The sequence below is a fragment of the Vreelandella sp. EE27 genome, from assembly GCF_968206495.1.
This window is the reverse complement of sequence record NZ_OZ309109.1, coordinates 591844-617826: the sequence shown is the minus strand read 5'-3', so window position 1 is coordinate 617826 and position 25983 is coordinate 591844. Positions and strand designations below refer to the sequence as shown.

At 61.2% G+C, this 25983-nt stretch carries 26 protein-coding genes; 17 read left to right on the top strand and 9 right to left on the bottom strand.

Annotated elements, in window-relative coordinates; genetic code table 11:
• Positions 1-14: 14 nt before the first annotated feature.
• Complete coding sequence (gene tadA / locus ACWHVV_RS02975) at positions 15-473, bottom strand: tRNA adenosine(34) deaminase TadA (protein ID WP_447928007.1); 459 nt, start codon at positions 471-473, stop codon at positions 15-17.
• A gap of 66 nt (positions 474-539) precedes the next feature.
• Here tadA and ACWHVV_RS02970 point away from each other — a divergent pair, with 66 nt between their 5' ends.
• The gene (locus ACWHVV_RS02970; RefSeq protein ID WP_447928006.1) at positions 540-1358 is read left to right on the top strand and encodes an acyl-CoA thioesterase; all 819 of its coding nucleotides are present in this window, start codon (positions 540-542) and stop codon (positions 1356-1358) included.
• 663 nt (positions 1359-2021) lie between these two features.
• Here the strand turns inward: ACWHVV_RS02970 and ACWHVV_RS02965 are convergent.
• The gene (locus ACWHVV_RS02965) at positions 2022-3293 is read right to left on the bottom strand and encodes a malic enzyme-like NAD(P)-binding protein (RefSeq protein ID WP_447928005.1); all 1272 of its coding nucleotides are present in this window, start codon (positions 3291-3293) and stop codon (positions 2022-2024) included.
• A 301-nt stretch (positions 3294-3594) separates the two neighbouring features.
• Positions 3595-3810: a 50S ribosomal protein L31 gene (rpmE, locus tag ACWHVV_RS02960; RefSeq protein WP_447928004.1), complete on the bottom strand. Its 216-nt coding sequence runs from the start codon at positions 3808-3810 to the stop codon at positions 3595-3597.
• A 158-nt stretch (positions 3811-3968) separates the two neighbouring features.
• On the opposite strand from rpmE, the gene ACWHVV_RS02955 reads away from it, so the two are divergent.
• The 13 genes from ACWHVV_RS02955 to tatC all read left to right on the top strand — a co-directional run bounded on the left by ACWHVV_RS02955 (position 3969) and on the right by tatC (position 16660).
• Entirely contained in the window at positions 3969-6221 is a 2253-nt protein-coding gene (locus ACWHVV_RS02955) for a primosomal protein N' (protein WP_447928003.1), read from the top strand.
• Between the two features lie 162 nt (positions 6222-6383).
• Positions 6384-8069, top strand: coding sequence for an arginine--tRNA ligase (gene argS / locus ACWHVV_RS02950; protein WP_447928002.1), 1686 nt, complete (start codon positions 6384-6386; stop codon positions 8067-8069).
• Positions 8070-8804 (top strand): SPOR domain-containing protein, encoded by a 735-nt coding sequence (locus ACWHVV_RS02945; protein ID WP_447928001.1) that lies wholly within the window; start codon positions 8070-8072, stop codon positions 8802-8804. It abuts the gene before it with no gap.
• 233 nt (positions 8805-9037) lie between these two features.
• The gene (hslV, locus tag ACWHVV_RS02940; protein WP_447527780.1) at positions 9038-9571 is read left to right on the top strand and encodes an ATP-dependent protease subunit HslV; all 534 of its coding nucleotides are present in this window, start codon (positions 9038-9040) and stop codon (positions 9569-9571) included.
• Positions 9572-9579: 8 nt separating this feature from the next.
• On the top strand, positions 9580-10902 hold the full coding sequence (hslU, locus tag ACWHVV_RS02935; RefSeq protein WP_447928000.1) for an ATP-dependent protease ATPase subunit HslU: 1323 nt from the start codon (positions 9580-9582) through the stop codon (positions 10900-10902).
• A 96-nt stretch (positions 10903-10998) separates the two neighbouring features.
• Positions 10999-11382 (top strand): gamma-butyrobetaine hydroxylase-like domain-containing protein, encoded by a 384-nt coding sequence (locus tag ACWHVV_RS02930; RefSeq protein ID WP_447895154.1) that lies wholly within the window; start codon positions 10999-11001, stop codon positions 11380-11382.
• Positions 11383-11557: 175 nt separating this feature from the next.
• A complete protein-coding gene (gene ubiE, locus ACWHVV_RS02925) occupies positions 11558-12313 on the top strand; it encodes a bifunctional demethylmenaquinone methyltransferase/2-methoxy-6-polyprenyl-1,4-benzoquinol methylase UbiE (protein ID WP_447527777.1) in 756 nt (251 codons plus the stop codon).
• An 82-nt stretch (positions 12314-12395) separates the two neighbouring features.
• Positions 12396-13046, top strand: coding sequence for a ubiquinone biosynthesis accessory factor UbiJ (locus ACWHVV_RS02920; protein ID WP_447530493.1), 651 nt, complete (start codon positions 12396-12398; stop codon positions 13044-13046).
• Positions 13043-14665, top strand: a complete 1623-nt coding sequence (ubiB, locus tag ACWHVV_RS02915; protein WP_447927999.1) for a ubiquinone biosynthesis regulatory protein kinase UbiB — start codon at positions 13043-13045, stop codon at positions 14663-14665. The genes ACWHVV_RS02920 and ubiB overlap by 4 nt, the downstream gene beginning before the upstream one ends.
• 88 nt (positions 14666-14753) lie before the next feature.
• Complete coding sequence (locus tag ACWHVV_RS02910) at positions 14754-15098, top strand: phosphoribosyl-ATP diphosphatase (RefSeq protein ID WP_447927998.1); 345 nt, start codon at positions 14754-14756, stop codon at positions 15096-15098.
• A 57-nt stretch (positions 15099-15155) separates the two neighbouring features.
• Positions 15156-15428 carry a Sec-independent protein translocase subunit TatA gene (gene tatA, locus ACWHVV_RS02905; protein ID WP_447527774.1) on the top strand — a complete coding sequence of 91 codons (273 nt, stop codon included), beginning with the start codon at positions 15156-15158 and terminating at the stop codon, positions 15426-15428.
• 3 nt (positions 15429-15431) lie between these two features.
• Entirely contained in the window at positions 15432-15881 is a 450-nt protein-coding gene (gene tatB / locus ACWHVV_RS02900; protein ID WP_447927997.1) for a Sec-independent protein translocase protein TatB, read from the top strand.
• Complete coding sequence (gene tatC, locus ACWHVV_RS02895) at positions 15878-16660, top strand: twin-arginine translocase subunit TatC (protein ID WP_447927996.1); 783 nt, start codon at positions 15878-15880, stop codon at positions 16658-16660. Before tatB ends, tatC begins: the two co-directional genes overlap by 4 nt.
• Before the next feature lie 86 nt (positions 16661-16746).
• Here the strand turns inward: tatC and elbB are convergent, their stop codons facing one another.
• Entirely contained in the window at positions 16747-17418 is a 672-nt protein-coding gene (elbB, locus tag ACWHVV_RS02890) for an isoprenoid biosynthesis glyoxalase ElbB (RefSeq protein WP_447927995.1), read from the bottom strand.
• 309 nt (positions 17419-17727) lie between these two features.
• Between elbB and ppk1 the strand changes: the two genes are divergently transcribed.
• Together ppk1 and ACWHVV_RS02880 are read left to right on the top strand one after the other, a co-directional pair.
• Entirely contained in the window at positions 17728-19920 is a 2193-nt protein-coding gene (gene ppk1, locus ACWHVV_RS02885) for a polyphosphate kinase 1 (RefSeq protein ID WP_447927994.1), read from the top strand.
• Positions 19921-20059: 139 nt separating this feature from the next.
• On the top strand, positions 20060-20998 hold the full coding sequence (locus tag ACWHVV_RS02880) for a LysR family transcriptional regulator (protein ID WP_447927993.1): 939 nt from the start codon (positions 20060-20062) through the stop codon (positions 20996-20998).
• On the opposite strand, the gene ACWHVV_RS02875 is transcribed toward ACWHVV_RS02880, so the two are convergent.
• The gene (locus ACWHVV_RS02875) at positions 20961-22571 is read right to left on the bottom strand and encodes an ATP-binding protein (RefSeq protein WP_447927992.1); all 1611 of its coding nucleotides are present in this window, start codon (positions 22569-22571) and stop codon (positions 20961-20963) included. The genes ACWHVV_RS02880 and ACWHVV_RS02875 overlap by 38 nt on opposite strands.
• A 47-nt stretch (positions 22572-22618) precedes the next feature.
• Positions 22619-23326 (bottom strand): response regulator, encoded by a 708-nt coding sequence (locus ACWHVV_RS02870; RefSeq protein ID WP_447527767.1) that lies wholly within the window; start codon positions 23324-23326, stop codon positions 22619-22621.
• A gap of 272 nt (positions 23327-23598) precedes the next feature.
• On the opposite strand from ACWHVV_RS02870, the gene ACWHVV_RS02865 reads away from it, so the two are divergent.
• A complete protein-coding gene (locus ACWHVV_RS02865; protein WP_447927991.1) occupies positions 23599-23739 on the top strand; it encodes a hypothetical protein in 141 nt (46 codons plus the stop codon).
• Positions 23740-23828: 89 nt separating this feature from the next.
• Here ACWHVV_RS02865 and ACWHVV_RS02860 read toward each other — a convergent pair whose 3' ends face one another.
• From ACWHVV_RS02860 to ACWHVV_RS02850, 3 genes are all read right to left on the bottom strand, one after another.
• A complete protein-coding gene (locus ACWHVV_RS02860; RefSeq protein WP_447527765.1) occupies positions 23829-24008 on the bottom strand; it encodes a PLDc N-terminal domain-containing protein in 180 nt (59 codons plus the stop codon).
• A 74-nt stretch (positions 24009-24082) separates the two neighbouring features.
• Complete coding sequence (locus tag ACWHVV_RS02855) at positions 24083-24598, bottom strand: retropepsin-like aspartic protease family protein (protein ID WP_447927990.1); 516 nt, start codon at positions 24596-24598, stop codon at positions 24083-24085.
• Positions 24599-24614: 16 nt separating this feature from the next.
• Positions 24615-25958: an MFS transporter gene (locus ACWHVV_RS02850; RefSeq protein ID WP_447927989.1), complete on the bottom strand. Its 1344-nt coding sequence runs from the start codon at positions 25956-25958 to the stop codon at positions 24615-24617.
• Positions 25959-25983: the final 25 nt, after the last annotated feature.

Genomic DNA, 25983 nt, shown 5'->3' with positions numbered 1-25983 from the left:
GGGGAAATCGCCTTTTACGCCTGGCGGCGGCGGGCGAAAAACGCTTTCAAGAGTTTTTTGGAGGCGCCGGCCAATACGCCCGCGTCGACTTTGACCTCGTGGTTGAACCAGGGCTGGGCGAGCAGGTTCGCCTTCGATTCCACCATGCCGGTGCGCGGCTCGGCGGCGGCGTAAACCAGCCGCGTGATGCGCGCGTGCACCATGGCACCGGCACACATCATACAAGGCTCTAATGTGACATACAGGGTACAGCCGTCAAGGCGATAATTTTCCAAAGCGCGGCCCGCCTCGCGCAGCGCGCGAATTTCGGCGTGCCCGCTGGGGTCATGGCTTGCCACCGGGTAATTGTGCGCCGCGCCGATGATGTCACCGTTTGGGCCGACCACCACCGCGCCGACGGGCACCTCCCCCGCCGCCGCCGCCAAGTGTGCCTGGTCCAACGCCCGGTGCATGTAAAATTCGTCGCTGCGCATGAAGGCGAACTCCGTTAAGGTAACCCGCAAATTGTTTAAGCGGCTAAATGTCACAGGATACCGAGAATGAACGATGCGCTGAAGACGCTGATCAACTTGCTGGAGCTCGAAACTCTGGAGGAGACGCTGTTTCGCGGCCAGAGCCAGGATCTGGGCTTTCCTCAGCTTTACGGCGGGCAGGTACTCGGCCAGGCGCTGGCCGCCGCGTCCCGTACCGTCGACGAAGGCCGCCTGCCCCACTCCCAACACGGCTACTTTCTACGCCCCGGCGACCCGCACCGCCCGGTGGTCTACCAGGTGGACAACGTGCGCGACGGCGGCAGTTTCACCACTCGCCGCGTCACCGCCATTCAAAAAGGGCGGCCGATCTTTTTCTGCAGCGCCTCGTTTCAAGCCCCGGAGCCTGGCTTTAGCCACCAGATCAGCATGCCCGAGGTGCCCGGCCCCGAGGCGCTGATAGAGGAAGGCAACGTCAAGCACGAGCGCTTTCCCGGCCACCCGATCGAGTTCGTCCACCTGGACCATAACCCCACCCCCGCCGCACCGGCCGGGCGCGGGCTGTGGTTTCGCATCAACGGCGAGCTGCCCGATGACCCGGCGCTCCACCGCCATCTTCTCTCCTACTCATCGGATTTCAACCTGTTGAGCACCGGATTGATTCCTCACGGTGTGGAATTCGGCGACTCGAAGCTGCGTATCGCAAGCCTGGATCACGCGCTCTGGCTGCACCAGGATACCCGTCTCAACGAGTGGCTTTTCTACTCGATCGACGCGCCCTGGTCCGGCGGCGGCCGTGGCCTGGCCCGCGGACATATTTTCAACCAGCGCGGCCAGCTGGTCGCCTCCACCGCCCAGGAAGGGCTGACGCGCTATCCGCAGGAGTAGTAGAAATAGCAGAGAACAAAAAAAGCCCTCGTTTGCGTAATGCAGATCAGTTAAGCCTGGCTATCACCTGTGGGACGGAGCTTTAGCTCGCGACGGGTGGCTTGGCCAGGGCGCCTGACGGCGCCATTCGCCGAATTGTCGGACCACCGCTGAAGCGGGCTCCACAACAACGAAATCTTGCATCCATCCCTTGTAGGAGCAGGCTTCAGCCAGCGATGCAGCGCAACGCGCTGCCGGGGGTTGGTGATGATGGCAACCAAAAGTGCCGTCGCCACCGAAGGGCGGCTATCGCCGCCATCGCCCAATGGAATTGGGCTCCTACAATGGAGTCGTGCCCCATCCCTGGTAAGAGCAGGCTTTAGCCAGCGACGCAGCGCAACGCGCTGCTACAATAGATTTACCGCTCGTTGTGGGTAGGCAAAAGCCTTAACTGATCGGCATTACTCGTTTGCGGGCTTTAAAAGTTTCAAGCAAGGTCTTCAGGATTAGGACTACCAAGGTCTCGAGTAACCCGTAGAGGGGGTCTTTCGCCAGGGCCGGAAATTGCTCCTGCATTTTCGGCATTCCCGCCATCCCTGGCGGTCAGATGGCGAAAGTAGCCTACAGAGAAGTATTCATGGCGCCCCCGCGTAGGGTTGCTCGAGACCGTCCAGATTGATGCGCTCAGCCGCCGTAAACGTTGTTGATCGTTTTCAGCGGGTAGTGCGCCGGGTAGGGCTTGCGGGCCACCCCCGAGTCCACGGCGGCCTGGGCCACCGCGGAAGAGACACGCTCCAAAAGGCGCACATCGACCGGGGTGGGAATGATGTAGTCGCGACCAAAGCTCATTTCGGTGAGCTCGTAGGCGTTCAACACCTCCTCCGGTACCGGCTCCCGGGCCAGGTCTTTCAGTGCGTGCACCGCGGCGATCTTCATCGCCTCGTTGATGCGCGTGGCGCGCACATCCAGAGCCCCGCGGAAAATGAACGGAAAGCCCAACACGTTGTTGACCTGGTTGGGGAAGTCCGAGCGGCCGGTGGCCATGATCACGTCCGGGCGCGCTTCGCGGGCCACGTCCGGGTGAATCTCCGGGTCCGGGTTGGTGCAGGCGAAAATGATCGGGTCCGCGGCCATCTTCTTCACGTGGTCGGCGCTCAAAAGCCCCGGACCAGATAGGCCGATGAACACGTCGGCGCCGTCGATAGCATCATCCAGGGTGCGCATATCGGTATAGCGGGCGAACTCCGCCTTGTACTCGTTGATGCCGTCGCGCTCGGTGTGAATCACCCCGCGCCGGTCGAGCATCACCAGGTTTTCCGCTTTGGCGCCGCAGGAGATCAGCAGGCGCATGCAGGCAATCGCCGCCGCGCCCGCGCCCATGCACACGATCTTGACGTCTTCGATACGCTTTTCGGCGATATCCAGGGCGTTCAACATGCCCGCCGCGGTGACGATCGCCGTGCCGTGCTGATCATCGTGGAATACCGGAATCGAGCAACGCTCGATCAGCGCCTTTTCGATCTCGAAGCACTCCGGCGCCTTGATGTCCTCAAGGTTGATGCCGCCCCAAGTATCAGCGATGCGCGCGACGGTATCGATAAACGCTTGCGGGTTTTCGGCGTCGACCTCGATATCCACCGAGTTGATACCGGCAAAGCACTTGAACAGCACGCCCTTGCCTTCCATGACCGGCTTGCTGGCAAGCGGCCCCAGGTTGCCAAGGCCTAAAATGGCGCTGCCATCGGAGATCACCGCGACCAGATTGCCTTTACCGGTGTAGCGGTAAGCGTTTTCGGCATCTCTTGCGATCTCGCGCACCGGCTCCGCCACCCCCGGACTATAGGCCAGCGACAGATCGCGGGCAGTCGCAGTGGACTTGGTTAACTCGACCGAAAGCTTTCCAGGAATGGGTTTGGCATGATAATCAAGCGCTGCCTGCCGATTAGCGTCTGTCATGATGGGATTCCGTCATCCTAAAGTAGATATGTCACTTTAGAGTATAGAAAAACCCGTGGCGCCTCAAGGCACGGTCAACTTTAAAAAAGAAACGGCTTTTTAGCCTCACTTTGGCTCATAATCGGGCTTTTTTACAGCCATTTGCTGCAACTTATACTCAACCCTTTTAGCTATAATGCTTTGCTTATAGATGCAGCGCAGCAATTCTGGAAATTAATTTCATTTTATTGCGTCCATAAAAAAACCCACGCCGGAGCGTGGGTTTTTAGCGCCCGGCACCTGGGTGCCGGTAAACGGGCGTTTAGCCGCGTTTGACGGCAGCGCCGAAACGCTTGTTGAAGCGCTCTACGCGGCCACCGGTGGTCGCTTGCTTCTGCTTGCCCGTATAGAACGGGTGGCAGTTGGAGCACACATCCAAAGAGAAGTCCTGACCAGAGGTAGAACCGACCTGGAAGGCGTTGCCACAAGAACACGTCGCGGTGACCGTGTTGTAATTCGGGTGAATACCTTGTCTCATCGTGAACCTCGCACGCTTATGCCGCCACCTGATCCATTGCCAGGCACCGCATATGGGGTTGAAATAACTGCTAACCGGATTGCCGCTTCACGCGTAAACCAGGTTGGTAAAACGTGTAGCGGGCGCATATTCTAGCAACTTTTTAAGCCGGAGGCCAATTGCCCGAACCCTTTTCTTCTGCCCCCACCTCCCAGGCGCCCAAGGCCCCCGGCGCGCTTGTCGTGGCGCTGCCCTCCCCGCTCAGGCAGCTTTTCGATTACTTGCCAGCGCGCCAAACGCCGGCCGGCGGCTGGGTGCCCGGTCTTCGCGTGCGCGTGCCCTTTGGCCGACGCGACGTCGTGGGCGTGGTCATTCAGGCGATAGAGCAAAGCGCGTACCCCAGGGAGAAGCTAAAACCGATTTCCGAGGTGCTCGACGATGCGCCGCTGCCCGCGGACTGGCTGTGGCTTTGCCACTTTACCGCGCGCTACTACCAGCACGGCCTTGGCGACACCATGCAGCTGGCCATGCCGGCCAGGCTCCGTCAGGGCTACCCGATGGCCGGGCGCACCTACACCCAGTGGCAGGCAGCGGGCGAGCCAAATCCCCCAACGCTTAAAAACGCCCCTAAACAGGCCGCGCTCTACGCGCTTTTGCGCCAGCACGCCCAGGGCCTGCCGACCCAGGCGATCAGCGCCCACGGCTACGCCAAAGAGCAGCTAAACGCGCTGGAGCGTAAAGGGCTGGTCAGTTCCCGGGAAATCGCCCGCCAGGCCGGGGCCGGCGCGCCCCAGGGGCTTCTGGCAAGCCCGGCGCTGCCGCTCAACCGGGAGCAGGCCGTAGCCCTTTCCGCGCTACACGAAAACCTGGCAGGCTATCACCCCTGCCTGCTCGAAGGCGTGACCGGCAGCGGCAAGACCGAGATCTACCTTCAACTAATCGAGGCGATAGCGGCGAAGGGTAAGCAGTCGCTGGTGCTGGTGCCGGAGATCGGCCTGACGCCGCAGACGCTTGCGCGCTTCAAAAGCCGTTTCAAGGTGGCGGTGGTGGCGCTTCACTCCGGGCTCAACGACGCCGAACGTATGGACGCCTGGGAGGCCGCCGCCGATGGCCGCGCGCTGATCGTGATCGGCACCCGCTCGGCGATTTTCACGCCGCTTGCCAAACCCGGCGCGATCATCGTCGACGAAGAGCACGACGGCTCCTACAAGCAGCACGACGGGCTTCGCTACCACGCCCGGGACCTGGCCGTGGCCCGCGCCCACCACCACCAGATACCGCTTTTGCTGGGCAGCGCCACGCCGTCGCTCGAGAGCCTGCAGCAAGCGCTCACCGGACACTACCGCCACCTGCGTCTGACCAAGCGACCCAGCCGCCACCCGCCGGCCAAGCTCGAGCTTTGTGATCTGCGCCACCAGCGCCGCCAGGGCGGGCTTCTGCCCGGCGCGATCAAGTCGATCAAATCGACCCTCGAGGCGGGCAAGCAGGTGCTGATTTTCATCAACCGGCGCGGCTTCGCGCCCCGGCTTGCCTGCCACGCCTGCGGCTGGATGGCGGATTGCCAGCAGTGCGATGCGCGCATGACGCTGCACCGCCAGCCGCCGCTTCTGGCCTGCCACCACTGCGACAGCCGCCGGGCACTGCCAGATGCCTGCCCGGATTGCGGCAGCGGCGACCTGCGCGCGCTGGGTTCCGGCACCGAACGCACCGAAGAGACGCTCACGGGGCTTTTCCCGGACACCACGGTGTACCGGATCGATCGTGACAGCACCCGGCGCAAGGATAGCTTCGACCAGGTCCTCAAAGAGGTGCATCGCGGCGAGCCCTGTATTCTGGTCGGCACCCAGATGCTCGCCAAGGGACACCACCTGCCCCACGTCACCCTGGTGGTGGTGATCAACGCCGATGGCGGGCTCTACAGCGCCGACTTCCGGGCGCTCGAGCATAGCGCCCAGCTTCTCGAGCAGGTCGCGGGCCGGGCCGGGCGCGCCGCGCACCCAGGCAGGGTATTGGTGCAAACCCTGCACCCGGACGACCCGCACCTGGGCCAACTGGCCGAACACGGCTACGGGGCGCTGGCGCGCAATTTGCTCGAGGAGCGAAGGCTTGCCAAGCTGCCGCCCTTTGGTTTCATGGCGCTTTTGCGCCTGGAGAGCCCCAAAGAGCAGGCCGCCCTGGCGTTGGCCCAGCAAGCAGCCCAGGCGCTGCGCCAGTGGTTGAAGGAGTCCGGTGTGCAGGCGAACTGCCTGGGCCCGGTGCCCGCGCCCATGGAGCGCCGTCAAAATCGTTACCACATTCACGTGCTGCTGGCCGCGGACAAGCGCAGCCAGCGCCACGCAGCGGCCAACTACCTGGTACAGTGGCTGGACGCCCATCGCGAGGCGCGCGGCGTACGCTGGTCGATCGACATCGACCCGCAAACGCTTTCGTAAGCGCCCACTTTTCAAGCATGGCGCCCCTCAAACGCAATACGGCTTTGAAACTGGGCGCCAATTGCCGATAATGGTCGCTTTTACTTTTTTGCCTGTTCACGTTTTAACGTCAAGCAACCGTTTCACGACGCACACGCCGCCACCAAAATCCCGGATATTCAAATGAAAGAGACGATCACTTCTTTGCTCCAGGGCGCGATCGACGCGCTTAAGCACCAAGGCGTGCTGCCCGAGGATCTTGCCCCGACCATCAAGATCGACCCGACGAAAGACAAGGCCCACGGCGACTACGCCACCAACCTGGCGCTGATGCTGGCCAAGCCAGCGGGCATGAAGCCGCGCGACCTGGCCGAGAAACTGGTCGAGGCGCTGCCCGAAAGCGACGCCATTGCCAAAACCGAGATCGCCGGCCCCGGTTTCATCAACTTCTTTGCCGCCGCTGATGCCGCCGCGCAAATCATCGCCCAGGTGCTGGACTCAGGCGACGCCTTCGGGCGAAGCCTTTTGGGCAAGGGTGAAAAGGTCCAGGTCGAGTTCGTCTCTGCTAACCCGACCGGCCCTTTGCACGTAGGCCACGGCCGGGGTGCTGCGATCGGCGACTGCCTGTGCCGGCTTTTAGAAGCCACCGGGTATGACGTGACCCGCGAGTTCTACTACAACGACGCCGGCGCCCAAATCAAGAACCTTGCGCTGTCGGTGCAGGCGCGTGCCAAGGGGCTGGGGCCGGACGACGAGAGCTGGCCCGCCGACGGCTACCGCGGTGACTACATTTTTGATGTCGCCAAGGATTATCTGGCGGGCAAGACCGTCAGCGCCGACGACCGCGAAGTCACCGGCCAGGCCGACCCGGAGGATCTCGCCGCCATTCAGGCATTTGCCGTGGCCTGGCTTCGCCGGGAGCAGGATCTCGATCTCAAGGCGTACGGCGTCGAGTTCGACATCTACTTTTTGGAGTCGTCGCTCTACGAAAAGGGCAACGTCGAGGCCACCGTCGAGCGACTGATCGCCAACGGCCACACCTATGAAGACGACGGCGCGATGTGGCTGCGCACCACCGACTTCGGCGACGACAAGGACCGCGTCATGCGTAAGACGGACGGCGGCTACACCTACTTCTTGCCGGACGTAGCGTATCACTACAACAAGTGGCAGCGCGGCTTCAAAACCGTGATCAACGAGCAAGGCGCAGACCACCACTCCACCGTGACCCGAGTGCGCGCAGGCCTGCAGGCGCTGGAGCTGGGTATGCCCAAAGGCTACCCGGATTACGTGCTGCACCAGATGGTGTTGGTGACTCGAAGCGGTGTGGAGGTAAAACTCTCCAAGCGGGCGGGCAGTTACGTGACGCTTCGCGATTTGATCGACGAAGTGGGGCGCGACGCCACGCGCTTTTTCCTCGCCGCGCGTCGCGCGGACTCCCAGCTCACCTTCGATATCGACCTGGCCCGCTCCCAGTCCAACGACAACCCGGTCTACTACATTCAGTACGCCCACGCCCGGGTATGCAGCATGCTGCGCAAGGCACAAAACGAAGACAAGGCGTTCGACTACGACCAGGCGCTTACGCACCTGGCGAAGCTCGATAGCGACCAGGAAAAGGCCGTGCTGAACCGGCTGGCGCGCTACCCGGAAGTCGTCGAACAGGCGGCGCGGGCACGCGAGCCCCAGCAGGTTTCCCAATACCTTTTGGACCTGGCCGGCGATTTCCACACCTGCTACAACGCGGTCAAAGTCATGGTCGACGACGACGCGCTTAGAAACGCCCGGTTGGCCCTTGGCCTTGCCACCCGCCAAGTGCTGCGTAACGGACTCGATCTAATGGGGGTTAGCGCCCCAGAGGAGATGTAAATGGCAAGACCGCGCAAACGGCCTACCCGCCGCGGAGCGACCAGCCAGCGCAAGGCGTCCAAAACCGAAGGCTCGGGGTTTAGGCTACCGGGCTGGCTTTGGGCGCTTCTCGGTATCGTGGCGGGCTTCTTTCTGGCCCAGCACCAGCAAGGCACCGCCCCCTGGCAGGCCCAGGAGGACACCCCCCAGGCGACGGTGCTGCCCAAGCCCTCGGGAAGCGAGGAGCGAAGCGCGGCGCGCCAAACCGAGGGCGAGGCCGAGCCTTCCATGCCGACCTTCGAGTTCTACACCCTGTTGCCGGAAACCGAGGTGATCGCGCCGGGCGTGACGCTGCCCTCAACGGTCAATCGCCCGGAGGCGCCGGACCCCGGCGAGGCAAGCAGCACGGATAGCGACCAGGGGGGCGATCAGATCGCCCAGATCATCGCCGCCAACACCCGCCCCCAGGAGCAGGCCAGCAACGACGCCGCGCCATCGACGCCGGCGACGAGCGCATCGCCCAACCGCTACATGCTCCAGGCGGCCTCCTTCAAGGAGCTCGGTGACGCCGAGCAGCTGCGCTCAAAGCTTCGCAACCTGAGCCTTCTGGCCCAGATTACCGAGGTCCAGGCAAGCGGTGACGTGTGGCATCGCGTCCAGGTAGGGCCCTACGAGGATACCCGGGAGCTCAGCCGCGCCCAGGACCTGATGGCGACCCAGGGGATCGAGCCACTTTTGATTCAGTTGCAAAACTAGCGCCGCTGCCCAGTACGCATGAATCGGTACGCGTGAACGGATGCGCGTGAACGGATGCGCGTGAATCGGTACGCGTACACATAATCCCCGGCAGAACCTGACGCGGGCGGTTGATTTTTTATCAGCCGCCCGCATTTTGTTGTGAATCACTCGGGTTCTAACGTGCTTTAGTTGCGGCCGCCACGCGGCCGGTAAGTTATCGGGAGCCTTTGCTCTCTTAAGGAGTCATCTCCATGACCACGATCGTATCCGTACGCCGCGGAAATCATGTCGCCCTGGCGGGCGATGGCCAGGTATCGCTTGGCAACACTGTGATGAAAGGCAATGCCAGCAAGGTGCGCCGCCTCTATCGGGGCAAGGTGCTCGCGGGCTTCGCCGGCGGCACGGCCGACGCATTTACCCTCTTTGAGCGCTTCGAAGCGCAGCTCGAAAAATACCAGGGCCACCTGACCAAGGCCGCCGTCGAGCTTGCCAAGGACTGGCGCACCGACCGGGCGCTTCGCCGGTTAGAGGCGCTTTTGGCCGTGGCCGATCACAGCGCTTCATTGATCATTACCGGTAACGGTGACGTCGTCGAGCCCGAGCGCGGCATCATCGCCATCGGCTCCGGCGGCAACTTCGCCCAGGCTAGCGCCCGCGCGCTTTTGGAAAACACCGAGCTCGGCGCCCGGGAGATCACCGAGAAATCGCTGCAAATCGCCGGTGACATCTGCGTGTTTACCAACCATCACATCACGCTCGAAGAGCTTGATTCCAACGAACGCTGAGGCACCCCATGACCCAGATGACACCCCGCGAAATCGTTCACGCGCTCGACCAGTACATCATCGGGCAGCAGGATGCCAAGCGCGCCGTGGCCATTGCCCTGCGCAACCGCTGGCGGCGCATGCAGCTCGACACCGACCTGCGCCCGGAAGTCACGCCGAAAAACATCCTGATGATCGGCCCCACCGGCGTGGGTAAAACCGAAATCGCCCGGCGGCTTGCCAAACTGGCCCGCGCACCGTTCATCAAGGTCGAAGCGACCAAGTTCACCGAAGTCGGTTATGTGGGCCGCGACGTCGAGTCGATCATTCGCGATTTGATGGAAGCCGCGATCAAGATGGTGCGTGAGCACGCCAAGGAAGAGGTCGGCCACCGCGCCGAAGACGCCGCGGAAGATCGCGTACTCGACGCGCTGCTGCCGCCGCCCCGGGGCCAGGAAGACAAGCCCCGCGACGACAACGCCACGCGCCAGTCTTTTCGCAAGAAGCTTCGCGAAGGCCAGCTCGACGATAAAGAGATCGACATCGAAGTCTCCGCCCAGGGCCAGGGCGTCGACATCATGACCCCGCCGGGCATGGAAGAGATGACCAACCAGCTGCAGAGCATGTTCTCCAACATGGGCCAGCAAAAGCGCGAACAGCGCCGGGTCACGGTCAAGGAAGCGCTGGTACTGCTGCGCGACGAAGAGGCCGGCAAGCTCGTCAACGAAGAAGAGATCAAGGCGCGGGCGGTCGAGTCCGTCGAGCAGCACGGCATCGTCTTTCTCGACGAAATCGATAAAGTCGCCAAGGGCAGCGGCCAGTCAAGCGGCGGCGAAGTCTCTCGGGAAGGCGTGCAGCGCGATTTGCTCCCGCTGATCGAAGGTTCCACCGTCTCGACCAAGTACGGCATGGTCAAAACCGACCATATCCTGTTCATCGCCTCCGGCGCGTTCCATCTGTCGCGGCCTTCCGATCTGATCCCGGAGCTTCAAGGCCGTTTGCCGATTCGCGTCGAGCTCGATGCGCTGACGCCGAACGACTTCAAGCGCATCCTGACCGAGCCTTCGGCCTCACTCACTCGGCAGTATCAAGCGCTGCTGGCCACCGAAGGGCTCGACGTCGAGTTCACCGAGGATGGTATCGCGCGCATCGCCGAGATCTCCTGGCAGGTCAACGAAGGCACCGAAAACATCGGCGCGCGCCGTCTGCACACCGTGATGGAGCGCCTCCTGGAAGAGGCCTCGTTCAAGGGCGGCGATATGGACAGCCCCTTGGTGGTCGATGCCGACTACGTCAACGCCCAGCTTGGCGAACTTGCTGTCGACGAAGACCTGTCGCGCTATATCTTGTAAGCAGTTGCGTTGAAGCGCGGTCCAGGCCGCGCGGTAACATGCTTTTCAGGCGGGCCACCATACCCGCCTGTTTGCTACTTCAAAGGGAGATTGCCAATGGATAGCCCGATTCCCACCCACGTTCACTACCACAAGAAAAACCGCCTGCTGGAGCTGACCTATCCGGGCGATCTGCACTACCGCGTGCCGATCGAGCTTCTGCGCGTTTACTCGCCCTCCGCGGAGGTGCGCGGCCATAGCGCCGACAGTGCGGTGCTGCAAACCGGTAAGCGCGACGTGGGCTTGATGGATATCAGCCAGGTCGGCAACTACGCGCTCAAGCTGCACTTCGACGACGGCCACGACAGCGGCCTGTATAGCTACAACTACCTTTACGAGATCGCCACCCACCAGGACGCCTATTGGGCCGAGTATCTACAGCAGTTGAGCGATGCGGGGGCCTCCCGCGAGCCGGCGAGCATTCAGTTCAAGGAACTATAGGGGTGACACCGGCCGGCTTGAAAAGCCTGGCCGCTTCGAAAAGCGCGGCGAGACCTGGCTTTGAAGCGGCAGGCGCAGACAAAACGACAGAGAGAAGGCTACAATACAGCCAACCTATCAAGCGATGACAGACGCGTCATCGATGTCCGCCTCGAACTCGGGAGCCCGTCGCCTCATGAGCCCCACGGAAAAGCGCACCACCCATTTTGGCTACCAGGAAGTACCGCTCGACGAGAAAGCCTCGCGCGTGGCGGATGTCTTTCACTCGGTCGCCGCGCGTTACGACGTGATGAACGACCTGATGTCCTTCGGCATCCACCGGGTATGGAAACGCCTCACCATCGAGCGCGCAGGCGTGCGCCCTGGCCATAAGGTGCTCGATATCGCCGGCGGCACCGGTGATCTCACGCTTAAGTTTTCGCGTATGGTGGGCCCCCGTGGCAAGGTCGTGTTGGCGGATATCAACGCCTCGATGCTTAACGTCGGCCGCGACAAGCTCATCGACAACGGTGTCGGCGGCAACGTCGAATACGTTCAGGCCAACGCCGAAACGCTGCCCTTCCCCGACAACCACTTTGACTGCATCACCATCGCTTTCGGGCTTCGCAACGTCACCGACAAGGACGCCGCACTGCGCTCCATGGCCCGCGTGCTCAAACCCGGCGGGCGCCTTTTGGTGCTGGAGTTCTCCAAGCCCGATAACGCGCTTTTGAGCAAAGCCTACGACGAATACTCGTTTCGCTTTTTGCCGCGCATCGGTGAGCTGGTGGCCAAGGATGGCGAGAGCTACCGCTACCTGGCGGAGTCGATCCGCATGCACCCGGACCAGAAAACCCTCAAGGCCATGATGGAAGACGCGGGACTCGAGCGGGTGGAGTACACCAACCTGACCGGTGGAATCGTCGCGCTACATCGCGGCATCAAGCTATGACCCTCGATACCGCGAAGTGCCACGCTATAAAGCAACGTGCTCTGATTCGACGAGCACTCGTTCAAAGAACGCTGAGGTGAGCATGCGATTGACCCCGCCCCTGTTACTGGCCGGATGTGAACGCACGCTAAACGCTCTGCTCGCCCGCGACCCGGCAGCCCCTGGCCGTCTCGAGGCGCTGGCGGGCAGCCGTTTGCTGATCAGGCTCGAAAAACCACACCTGACGCTTTTGCTTGCCTACCACGCCACCGGGGTCGACCTGCTGCCCGGCGACGATGTGCTCGAGGCAAGCGTCGATGCCACCGTCGAGCTGACCCCGGAAACCTTCTCCGAGTGGCTGAGCGGCGCCTCGATCGAGCGACTGATGTTCGACGGCAAGCTTGCCGTCCGCGGGCGTCTGGGGCTTTTGGAAGCGACCCGGGATCTGTTTTTCGACCTGGATCTCGACTGGGAAGGTGAGCTTGCCACCTGGATCGGCGCCACCCCCGCCCACTCATTTGCCGAAGGCATTCGCCGGCTGAGCCGCTTCGGGCTGCGCGCCCGGGACGAGTTTTTGCAGGATCTCTCCGAGTACGTGTTCGAAGAAGCCCGGATGCTGCCCGGGCGCCATCAGCGCGATGTGCTGCGCGACGCGCTCACCGAGCTCGACATGGCCACCGACCGCCTGGAGGCGCGCCTTGACCGCCTTACACGGCGCCTGAACGCGAGCATCGTTCAGGAGCCCTGCTCATGAGCCTGCGGCTTTTCAAAATCCTCTGGGTCATCGCGCGCCACCGCCTGGATACGCTGGTACCCAAGGAGCGCTTATCGCTTTGGCTGCGCGTTTTGATGTGGTTTTTGCCGCTACGCCTGGTGCCGGTCGGCAAGCGTTCCCGGGGCGAGCGCTTGCGCCTGGCGCTGGAATCTTTGGGGCCGATCTTCATCAAGTTCGGCCAGATGCTCTCGACCCGGCGCGATCTGCTGCCCGACGATATCTCTAACGAGCTCAGAAGGCTTCAAGACCAGGTGCCGCCCTTCCCCGGTGAACTGGCCGTGGCCCGAGTGGAAAAAGAGCTCGAGATGTCGCTCGTCGAGGCATTCGCCGAATTCGACCGCGTCCCGCTTGCCTCGGCGTCCATTGCCCAGGTCCACGCCGCCACGCTTCACACCGGCGAAGAGGTGGTGGTCAAGATCATCCGCCCCAGCATCGATGCGGTGATGCGCCAGGACATGGCGCTGATGTATCAGGTGGCCAAGCTTGTGGCGCGGGTGCCCGAGGCCAAGCGCCTGCGACCGGTCGAGGTGATCCGCGACTACGAATCGACCCTGTTCGACGAGCTCGACCTTTACAAGGAGGCCGCCAACACCTCCCAGCTCAAGCGTAACTTCAAGGACTCGGCACTTTTATTCGTCCCCACCATCTACTGGCCCTTCACCCGGCGCAACGTCATGGTGCAGGAGCGCATTCGCGGCGTGCCGGTGGCAGATATGGACACGCTGATCAAAAACGGCGTCAATCTTAGAAAGCTCGCCGAGCGCGGCGTCGAGCTCTTTTTCACCCAGGTGTTTCGCGATAACTTCTTTCACGCCGACATGCACCCGGGCAATATTTTCGTCAACTGCGACAACCCGGAAGACCCGCAGTACATCGCCATCGACTGTGGGATCGTAGGAAGCCTGACCCGGGAAGACCAGGATTATCTCGCGCGCAACCTGCTGGCGTTTTTCCATCAGGATTATTACGAGGTAGCGGCGCTTCACATCGAGTCCGGCTGGGTCGGCGAGAATACCCGGGCCAACGAGTTCGCCGCCGCCATTCGTACCGTGTGCGAGCCGATTTTAGAAAAACCGCTCAAGGATATCTCCTTTGGCCAGGTGCTTTTGGGGCTTTTCCAGACCGCCCGGCGCTTCAACATGGAAGTCCAGCCGCAGCTGGTGCTGTTGCAGAAAACGCTTTTGAACATCGAGGGCCTGGGCCGCCAGCTCTACCCGGAGCTCGATCTTTGGAGCACCGCCAAGCCCTATTTAGAGCAGTGGATGAAAGAGCGCGCCGGGATCGGCGGGCTTTGGGAGTCGCTCAAACGCCAGGCGCCGGAGCTTTCCCACCAGTTGCCGGAGCTTCCCGTGCTCGCCCACCAGGCGCTTAGCCGCATGGAGCAGGAGCATCGCCAGCGCCACCTTCAAGCCAGCGCCATTACCCAGCTGGATGCCAAATTCACCCAGCAGAAAAAGCGCCACCACCGCCTGCGTATTGGCGTGGCGCTTCTCGCCATTGCGCTTGCCTGGCAGCCCTTGAGCGAATGGGCGCTGGCCCAACCCTGGCAGGTGCTGGCCGCCGCCGGTGCCGGACTTTTACTGCTTTTATGGCAGTAAGCTAGGCGCGCCAGGCTACACTTGCGTCATACCGGATTGATTCGAGCAAAGCGCCCGCAGGATCTTTAATCAACGTCCAAGGATTTCGATGAGCACCGCCAACACCACGCCCGTTCTGGACCAGCTAGCAAAGGTGCTGGAGCAGCGCCGCCACGCCGCCCCGGAACACTCTTATGTCGCCGCCTTGCACGACAAGGGGCTCAACAAGATACTCGAAAAAGTGGGCGAGGAAGCCTTCGAGACCGTGCTGGCCGCCAAGGACGTCGAGGCTGGCGGTGACGAAGAGCGCCAAGCGGTTATCGCTGAAACCGCCGATCTGTGGTTTCATACGCTGGTGATGCTCTCGCACCTCGAGCTCGACCATCAACGCGTGCTCGACGAGCTCGCACGGCGCTTCGGGGTCTCCGGCCACGATGAAAAAGCGTCCCGATAGCGCTCAATCAGCGCTCTTTTCCCGCGTTTTACGCCCCGGCTTAATGAGGAAACGACTATGTTAGGTGGCATCAGTATCTGGCAGCTCTTGATTGTACTGGGCATTATCATCCTGATTTTTGGAACCAAAAAACTGCGCAACGTCGGCACCGACCTGGGCGGCGCGGTCAAGGGTTTCAAAAGCGCCATGAGCGAGGAGGAGAAAGAAAAATCCGCCGAGCGCGACGAAGCCGCCAAGGTGGCTCACGAAGAGCCGGGCAATACCTATGACGTTCAGGCCGAAGAGAAGCGCAAGGCCGAGGCCGAGAAGCGCTCTGAGGAGCGTCCCTAAGCCATGCTGGATATCGGCTTTCTCGAGCTCATGCTCATTGGCATCGTGGCCCTTTTGGTACTCGGCCCCGAGCGCCTGCCGAAGGCGGCGCGCACCACCGGTATGTGGATCGGCAAGATCAAGCGAACGGTATCCGGTATGCAGCGCGAAATCAGCGCGCAGCTCGAGGCCGAAGAGCTTCGCCAGAAAATCAGCGATCAGCAGAAAAAACTCGATAGCAGCCTGAAGCAGGCCAAGCGCGACGTCGAGAGCATCGCGAGCGCCCCAGCGGCGTCGTCTTCTTCCGGCACCCCGGGAGATGACACGGACAAGCGCGTCGCCAAGGCCGCTGCGCGCCTGGACGATGCGCTGGAGGAAGTCCACGAGAGCCCCGAGCCCTCCTCCCAGGCGAGTACCGAGGAGTCCGCGCGTCCCGAATCCGATGAGCTGAAAAAGGATAGTAACCCGTCATGAGTAAGCCGGGCGATTCAAACCAGCCGCGCGAGGATCTAAGCCAGGCACCGCTAATCGAACACCTGATCGAGCTGCGCTCGCGGCTGGTCAAGGCGGTGGCGGTCGTGCTGTTGATGTTCCTGGCGCTTTACGCCTTTGCCAACGACATCTACACCTTCGTCGCCGAACCCTTGATCGCGCTGCTACCGGCGGGCTCACAAATGATCGCCACCGAAGTGGCTTCGCCCTTTCTGGCGCCTTTCAAGCTAACGCTGGTGGTCGCGGTATTTCTGGCGATTCCGTTCGTGCTACACCAGGCCTGGGCCTTCGTAGCTCCCGGGCTTTACGACAACGAGAAGGCCCTGGCGATCCCCATTCTGGTGTCGAGCATTGCGCTCTTCTACGCCGGGGCGGCGTTTGCCTACTACGTCGTATTTCCCTTGCTGTTCGAGTTTTTCACCCAGACCGGGCCTGCCAACGTGGCGGTGATGACCGACATCAATCAGTATCTTAACTTCGTGCTGAAGCTCTTTTTCGCCTTTGGCGTGGCGTTCGAGATTCCCATTGCGACGTTTTTGCTGATTCTCTCCGGCGCCACGACGGTCCAGAGCCTTTCGCAAAAGCGCCCTTACATTTTGCTGGGCTGCTTTGTCATCGGCATGGTGCTCACGCCACCGGACATCATCTCGCAAAGCCTGCTGGCCATTCCCATGTATCTGCTTTACGAGGTGGGCTTGCTGTTTGGCCGACTGGTGCGCAAACGCCGGCTCAAGGCCGAAGAGAACAGCGAAAGCGAATAAACCCTTTCTTGTAAGCCTAAAAAAACCTCTGCACCCGTGCAGAGGTTTTTGTTGGTCACTCGATCACGTCGACGACCCAAAGGACGCTATGGCTTGGCCTGATCCATCATTTCGTTGATGCGTTCGACCAGCTTGAAAATGCCGGTAGCGGCTTCGCTGATGCGCTTCGCCTGCATGTAGGCGGGGGTGGTCACCACCTGGTGCTCCAGGTCGACGACGATATCATCGACGTCGCAGCTTTTGTGCAGCCCGCCCATGGCGCTGATCGCCCCGGCAACGCTTGGGTCGCGCCCGATGGTGACCGAAATACCGTCGCCCCAAAGTCTGGACACCAGCACCGGAGCGATGCACATAAGACCGATCGGCTTGGCGTCCTCCTTGAACGCGCCAAGCGCGGTTTTCAGGCTCTCGAGCACGGCCATGGCGTCGCCCTGTTCGGCAAAGTCGGAAAGGTTTTTGGCCACGCCGAAACCGCCAGGCACGATCACCGCGTCGAAATCATCGGCGTCGAGCTCGGTAATGGGCTGGATCTCGCCGCGCATCAGCCGCGCCGATTCCTCCAGGACGTTGCGCGTTTCGCCGTCCTGGGCCTCTTGGGTCAGGTGGTTGACGACGTGGTGCTGATCGATATCCGGTGCAAAGGCGCGGTACGCGATACCCAGCTGATCGAGACGCAACAGTGTCAGCGTGGTTTCATAAATCTCCGAGCCATCATAAGCGCCGCAGCCGGCCAGTATCACTGCTACTTTTTTGCTCATGCCCTAACTCTCCTGGTTGTTTTCGTAGTCTCGACAGCGAGCGACATACTAAAGCCGACACTCTAGTCACTCTTCACCGGCTCCACAAGACGGCTTTCGCCTTAGAATACGGCGCGGGTATTCGCGTCTGCCAAGCACCCGCTGGGCCCTGCGTAAAACCACACCGCTAAAGCCTCGATAAAATTAAATTTAATTAACCTTATGCCAGGGCGACATAGAACTGTCATGTTTATCCTGCAAAATCGAGCCCAACACACTAAGATCCAGGTAGGCGCTTACAACGCGTGATGCCCAATCTGCGGGAGATGTATGGAGATGCAAACGTCGGACTCTACGCCGCTTCAAGGTATTGAAGCATCCAGCGGTGAAGGCGAGAGCTTGCCCCTTCGGATCAATCGTACCCCGACCGGCGTTCAAGCCAAAGGCGGAGACGGGCAAACCGACCTGGACGACCCGGAGCTCTACTTCAATCGCGAACTTTCGCACCTGCAGTTCAACATTCGCGTGCTGGAACAGGCGCTGGACGATGCCCACCCGTTATTGAACCGGCTGATGTTTTTGCTGATTTTCTCCTCCAACATGGACGAGTTTTTCGAGATTCGCGTGGCCGGGCTCAAACACCAGATTGCGTTGAACGACAACGCCACCTCCGCCGACGGCCGCTTGCCAAGGGCAGTGCTGAGCGAGATATCCGACACTGCCCACCGCCAGATTCGCCGCCAGTATCAGATCCTCAACAACACCTTGCTGCCGGCGCTCGAAGCTCAAGGACTACGCTTTCGCCGCCGCGATCAATGGAACGAGGCGCAGCAAGCCTGGGTGCGGGCGTATTTCGATCGTGAAATCATGCCGGTGATCAGCCCGATCGGCCTCGACCCCTCGCATCCGTTTCCCCGGCTGGTGAACAAGAGCCTCAACTTTATCGTCGCCCTCGAAGGCAAGGATGCGTTCGGCCGGGCCGGCGGCATGGCGATTCTGCCCGCCCCGCGCTCGCTGCCCAGACTGATCGCGCTGCCCAAGGAGCTCTGCGCCGAAGGCTTCTCCGAATACGTATTCCTCTCCTCGATGATTCACGCCCACGCCGAAGAGCTCTTTCCCGGCATGCGCGTGCTCGGCTGCTACCAGTTCCGGCTGACCCGCAACGCGGATTTGAGCGTCGACCCGGAAGAGGTGTCGGATTTGGCCTCGGCGCTACGCGGCGAACTTTTGGCGCGCCGCTACGGCAGCGGCGTTCGCCTGGAGGTGGCCAACAACTGCCCCGACGACTTGACCGATTTTCTGCTGCGCCAGTTCGATCTAACGCCCGACGATCTCTACCGGGTAGAAGGGCCGGTCAACCTGACCCGCATGATGGCCGTGCTCGACGATGTCGACCGCCCGGAGCTGATGTACCGGCCCTTCATCCCAAGCGTACCCAAGGCGCTCAAGGAAGGGAGTTTGTTCAACGCGATCAGCCAGCAGGATATTCTGCTGCACCACCCCTTCCAGGCGTTTTCGCCCATCGAGGATTGGCTACGCGAGGCGGCACGGGACCCGGACGTACTGGCGATCAAGCAGACGCTTTACCGCACCGGGGCGGACTCGTCGATCGTCAGCGCCCTGGTGGACGCGGCAAGCCAGGGCAAGGAAGTCACCGTCGTGATCGAGCTGCGCGCGCGTTTCGACGAGGCCGATAACCTGCAGCTGGCCTCGCGTCTGCAGGAGGCCGGCGCCATCGTAATCTACGGCATCATGGCCTATAAAACTCACGCCAAGATGATTCATATCGTGCGCCGCGAGAAGGGCGAGCTCAAACACTACGCCCACCTGGGCACCGGCAACTATCACGCCAAAACCGCCAAGCTCTATACCGACTACAGTCTTTTGACCGCCAATCAGGCGTTGTGCGCCGACGTACACCGGGTGTTTCAGCAGCTTTCCGGCATGGGGCAGACGCGCAAGATCGATACGCTGCTTCACGCCCCCTTCACCCTGCACCCGCGCCTGGTCGAAATGATCGACCGCGAAGCGCAGTTTGCCGCCAAGGGCAAACGCGGCCACATCATCATCAAGTGCAACTCGCTAACCGAGCCCAGGCTGATCAAGGCGCTCTACCGCGCCTCCCAGGCCGGCGTGGAGTGCGACTTGATCATCCGCGGCATGTGCTGTTTGAAGCCGGGGGTCAAGGGTGTCTCGGAGAACATTCGCGTGCGCTCGATCATCGGACGCTTTCTGGAACACACCCGGGTCTTCTACTTTCACAACAACGACAAGCCCGAAACCTGGTGTTCGAGCGCCGACTTCATGCCGCGCAACATGTTCCACCGGGTGGAAACCTGCTTTCTCCTCAAGGACAAAAAGCTCGCCAACCGGGTACGCAAGGACATGGAAACCTACCTGGTGGATAACTGCCAGAGCTGGCTTTTGGAAAGCGACGGCAGCTACCGCCTCCAGGGCCCGGGCACCAGTGACGCCATCAGCGCCCAGGAAACGCTGTTGTACGCCTACGCCTCGAAAAGCTAGCCTCTCCTTTGACGCCGCGCCGCTCTTCCAGGCGCGGTGTCGGCGCAAATATGAGACACTGCGACGATAGAATCTCGAATACCGGGGTTCTCGCTTTAAACACGTTCACTGTCTTTTATAACCGCGAACCGAACCGTCAATGCTTGAACTACGTCATCTGCGTACGCTGGCCGCGCTGCGCGAAACCGGCTCGCTGGTCGAGGCCGCCGAGCGCGTTCACCTGACCCAGTCGGCGCTTTCCCATCAGTTGAAAGACCTGGAAAGCCGTGTGGCGGGCCCGCTATTCGTGCGTAAAACGCGCCCGGTGGAGTTCACCCGGGCCGGGCTTCGCCTGTTGGCGCTGGCCGACGAACTACTGCCGGCGGTGCGTCGCGCCGAGCGCGACCTGGCCAAGCTTTCGGGTACCGAGCAGGGCCGCTTGCACATGGCCATCGAATGCCACAGCTGCTTTCAGTGGCTGATGCCCACGGTGGATTACTTTCGCGATCACTGGCCGGAAGTCGAGATCGATATCCCGAGCGGTCATCACTTCGACCCGCTGCCGGCCCTTGCCCGCGAGCAGCTCGACCTGGTCATCACCGCCGACCCGCAGCCCATCGAAGGCATTCACTACGCGCCGCTGTTTCGCTACGAGGGGCTTTTGGCCGTGGCCCGCCAGCACCCTTTCGCGCAGAAAGGCTTTGTCAGCCCCTTAGAGCTCGCCGAACAGACGCTGATCACTTACCCGGTGGAGCAGTCGCGGTTGGATGTGTTTACCCAGTTTTTGACGCCAGCCCAGGTACGCCCGAAGGAGATTCGCACCGCGGAGCTCACCATCATGATGATGCAGCTGGTGGCCAGCGGCCGTGGCGTTTGCGCGCTGCCCAACTGGGCGCTGACCGAATATCTGGAGCGCGACTACGTAAGCGCGGTGAAACTTGGCGAGGCGGGAATTTGGGGCACGCTCTATGCAGCGATTCGCGATGAGACGCGTCACACCCCCTGGATGCAGGATTTTTTGCGCACCGCGCGGGAAACGTCTTTCGCGGTGCTCAGCGGCGTCAAGCCGGCGGGTGGCGGCGAGGAATCAATAGCGTAAAGCGCGCCCCGCCAAGGCCCGGGCTTTCATCGATGGTGACGCTGCCGCCATGGCCGGTCATGACCTTGTGTACGATGGAAAGCCCCAGACCGTAGCCACCGGAGCTTCGCGCCCGGCTGTCGTCCAGCCTGGCAAAGGGCTTGAAGATATCGCCGCGCGCCTCCAGCGGCACCCCCGGGCCGTCGTCTTCGACATCGATACGTACCAGGTGTGGCTCGTCGCAAAGACGAATGCTGACTTGGGTGCGACCGTAACGGCAGGCGTTACTGACCAGGTTTTGCAGCGCACGTTGCAGATAGCGCGGCTCGGCCAGAAGCTCGATCTCCTCGTGCTCTGTCTCGAGCTTGAGACTGAGCGTTTTGTGCAGCGGCGTGAGCGCGTCGATGACCCGGTTGGCCATGGCGCAGCACTCCACCGGCACCATCTCCAGCGGGTCACCGTGGCTTGGCCCGCCCCCCAGACGCGCGTAGGTCAAAATCTCGTCGACCAGATCGTCGAGCTCGGCGATGTCGGCGTCGATCCCCTGCAGTTGGCGGCGGATCGACGGCTCCTCGGTCATATCCTCGACCATTTGCACGGCAAAGCGTATCCGCGCCACCGGCGTACGTAGCTCGTGAGAGACCGCGCGAATCATCTCCTGCTGACCTTTTAAAAGCGTTTGCACCTGGCTTGCCATGGCGTTGAAGGCCATACCGAGCCGGCCCAGAAAATCGCCGCTTTCTACTTTCACTCGGGTTTCCAGCCGGCCGCTTGCGATACGCGTGGCGGCGAGTTCCAAACGCGCCATGCGCGCTTCGATACTGCGCATGATGAGGTAGATGATGAGACTCAGCACCACCATGACGCCGATGAGAAGCGGTAAATGCAGGCTCAGCGGTAGCGTATCCCGCCGGGTAATGGGGCCGGCTTTCAGCCACTGCTCGCTGCCGGGTATTTGATAAATAAACGTAAGGGAGAGCTGCTCGGTCACCAGCCGTGTCACGACCTCGCCGCGGGCCAGTTGCTGGCGCTGGGCCGGGGTGAGGCCTTCGGGCAGTGTAGAGACGAGCGCCAGTGGCCATCCCGGCAGATGCAAACCGGCAAGTACTGACTGGCGCTGGGGAGCGGGCGTTCGTGCCAGCCACTCGCCCAGGGCCACCATGCTGCCCTGCCACTGGCGCTCGTTCCAGCCCAGGAAGGTAGCACTCAAGAGGCTATCCGGCTGTGAGCGCTCGTCGGGAATGCGCTGACGAAGCCGCCAGGGGTTGGTCTCGATCAAAATACTACCCCGCGCCAGGCGGGCTTTCTCGAAATAGCCGAGCTCGGCATCGTTGGCCGGCACCAGCGCCAGCTGCATACCGAACTGATGCGAGAAAGCGTTCAAACGCGCTTCTCGATTTTCCGGGGCAAGCTCGGCCAACTGCCGGGTCATTAGCGTCATCGGCAGGCTCACCATCTTTTCGCGAAACTCTTCGCGGCGTACCTGTTCGATGAAGGTGCGTCCGCCGATCGTAATGACGAACACCACGCAAAGCGCCAGGGCCAGCAGCACGTAAAATCTAAAAAAAGAGCCGTGGCTAAGCACGCGCGGCATGGCATCCACCTCGCTGACGCTTTTGACCGGGTCTCGCCACGCGGCGATTAGCTATCCTTGACAAAGAGATAGCCTTTGCTGCGCACGGTTTTAATACGGTGGGGCTGATGGGGGTCATCGCCGATCTTGGGGCGAATGCGTGACACACGCACGTCGATAGAGCGGTCCTGGCCGTCGTACTTGATCCCCCGCAGGTCGCTGAATATTTCCTCCCGGGTCAGCACGGTGCCCGCATTGCTCGCTAAAAGCCAAAGCAGATCGAACTCCGCGCTGGTCAGGTCGATGCGCTCCCCCTCGAGCCACGCCTCGCGGGTGGCGCTATCGATATCCAGATTGGAAAACTGCAGGCGCACCTCGCCGTTGGGGGCCACCGGCGCATCGGCGCGGCGCAAAAGGGCCCGCATGCGTGCCAGCAGCACCCTGGGTTTGACGGGTTTGGGCACGTAGTCATCGGCGCCCATTTCGAGTCCCAGCACCTGGTCGAGGTCATCGGTGCGCGCGGTCAGCATCATGATGGGCCCGGTAAAATTAGGGCGTACGCGCCGGCAGATCGAAAGGCCATCTTCGCCTGGCAGCATCAAATCCAAAATGACAAGGTCCGGCTGAAGCTCCAGAATCCGCTCGACCCCTTTCGCACCATCGGCTTCGACCGTTACTTTAAAGCCGTTGTTATCCAGGTATTCTCGGGTTAGCTCGGCCAGACGCTGGTCATCTTCGATAATCAGCACATGGTCTTGATCGGGATAGTCAGACATGAGCGGCTCCCGCTTCCTTTATAATGGTCAATAGCCTCGGTAACTTCATGGCATCTGATTAACGTGGCAAAGTGCTTAATGGTAACACTAGCTTACTCTTTATTAACGTTTGAAAGGCAAATTGCAAGAATAAATCGGCACCGCCCGGAGGACCTGCCGGGCCGCTTTTTACTATTTTTGCAAACGGCGCACCGCTTGATTGTTGATGGCTGGCGCGCTAATGTTGAGTGCGCGAGTTGTCAACCATCTTTTGGACATGGCAGGAGAAGGCGATGGGCGATCAAAAAACCAAAAGCGTCATTAAACGCGTCTACGTACCCACTCAGGTGCGCGATTTACCCAACGGCGAAAAGCTGACGATCCCCGGGCATTACAAGGCCCCGCCCGCGAGTGACGAGAGCACCGAAGACTAGCCAAGCGCCTTTAAACGTCACAAGATGCGCTTTTAGAATACAAAAAAAGCAGGCCCAAGGGCCTGCTTTTTTCATTTCGCTTAAACCGGCTATCCCTTGGGCCCTAACACGAACCAGATAATCAAACCGATTAGCGGGAAGAAGAGTAACACCAGAATCCAGATCAGCTTGGCAAGGCCGCCAGCCGAACTCTTGGCGACTTTAACAATGGCCCAAATGACAATGACAAGCCAGATAAGGCCTAACAGGCCGCCTACTTCAATTCCCATAACAACGCTCCTTGGTGTGCCGATATCCTTGCATTACGCGCTCAGCATAGCACTTCCTGGTCAACATGCGAGCGTTACTGCGGCGGCAAACGCAGCAGCATTTCGCCATCCGCTATTTCGATACTGAGCAGATTCAAAAAGCTCATGCCCAAAAGCACGGTATCGCGCTCCATACCGGGGCTGATCGAGCCCTGCACGTTGCTGGCGCGCAGCCCGCCAAGGGATACTTCGTCGAGCTCGGTTAAGTTACCCTGTACCCGGCCGTTAGCCGTGTTGAACCAGGCGCTGCGCCCGGGCTCTAGCGACAGCCTATCGGCGAGCTCGTGGGGCACCGCCACGTAGGTGGCGCCGGTATCGAGCAGGAAGGTAACCGGCTCGCCGTTGATCTGGCCGGGGGCCTCGAAATGTCCGGAGCGGTTACGCTTGAGCCGTACCGGCGCCCCCTCTGTCGAGGTATCCATGATATGGGCGTTGGGCGTGGTGAGATTTTTGAAACCGCCGTCGATAAGCCAGGTGCCCGCCCCGATCAGGGCGATCCAAAATAGCAGCATCATCACGATGCCGCCGCGCTGTGCGTTTAGCGATGTCATACACCCTCTCCGCCCGTTAGGTGCTTTCCCATGCAGTCGCCGCCTCGCGGCCGCGGCGCTCGTTCACGCCTGCACAAATCAGCATCGCCATGATGAACAATCCTACACATAATAGAATAGAGGCCTGCAGACCAATCAACGTTTGCAGCACGCCCAGCAACACGATACCCAGCACCCCGGCCAGTTTGTTCGCCAGCCCCCAGAAGCCGAAAAATTCCGCGGACTTGGCAAGCGGCGAGAAAACCCCGACCAGCGCGCGGCTGGCGGACTGGCTCGACCCCAGGCTCAGCCCCGCCAAACAGCCCACGTATAAAAAGACGTATTGCGCCTGCCACTGCCAGCCAAAACGCGCGTTGGCCCATTGGGTAAGTTCTGGGGTCGCCCAAATCGCCAGAATGGCCAGGACCCAGAGCGCCAGGGTCATCTGGTAGGTGCGCTTGGCGCCCAGCTTATCCTGGATAAAACCGAACCCCAGCGCACCCGCCGCCGCGGTGAGCTGCACGACGATGAACATGATGTTGCGCACCCCTTCGTCCCAGCCGATCACCTGGGCGCCGTAGATGAACGCAAACGCGATGATGATGTAGACCCCGGCCATCGAGAAAAGCAGCGACACCAAAAAGACGGTCAGATCCTTGAAGTAGCGAAGCTCCTTGAAAGTAGACGTCAAGCGCCCCCGCGCGATCCGCCAGTAGGACACCCCCTTCTCTCTGGGCTCACCCCGCTCTTTTAACCACAGGAAGGTGGGAATGGCGGCGACCAGGAAAAACCCGGCGGCGAACGGGCCGACCCAGCGAATACGCTCGAAATTCTCGAGCGTCGCTTCGCCCAGCACCAAAAGCGTAAAGCCCGCGGCGAATAATCCGCCAATATAGCCCAGCGCCCAGCCAAACCCGGAAATTTTACCCAGCGCCGTAGGCGGGCCGAGCTCGGGTAAAAACGCGGCAATGAACGATTCGCCCATGGAGTAGGCGTAATTAGAGAGTATGATCAGCAAAAGCCCCGCCACCACGTAGCCGGGTTCGACGAAATAGAGCATGGCGGTCGTGGCGATCGTCGCCAGATAACTTACCAGCAGAAAGCGCTTTTTTTCGGCCCGGTAATCCATGATGGCCCCGCTAAGCGGCGCGGTAATCACCACCAGCAGGTAGCTGGTGGCAAGCGCCAGGCTCCATAAAAAATTGGCCAACCGGAAGTTGTCACCGCGATCACCGACGATCACGGTGGTAAAAAGCTCGCCGAAAACCACCGTGATAATCAGCAGCGTATAGGCCTGGTTGGCAAAATCGAACATTGCCCAACCAAATATCTCGCGCCGGGAGGCGTAGGCCGCTGCGCTTTGTACGGGTTCAGAGGACATAGAAGCTCTCGTGCAGATAGTGCAT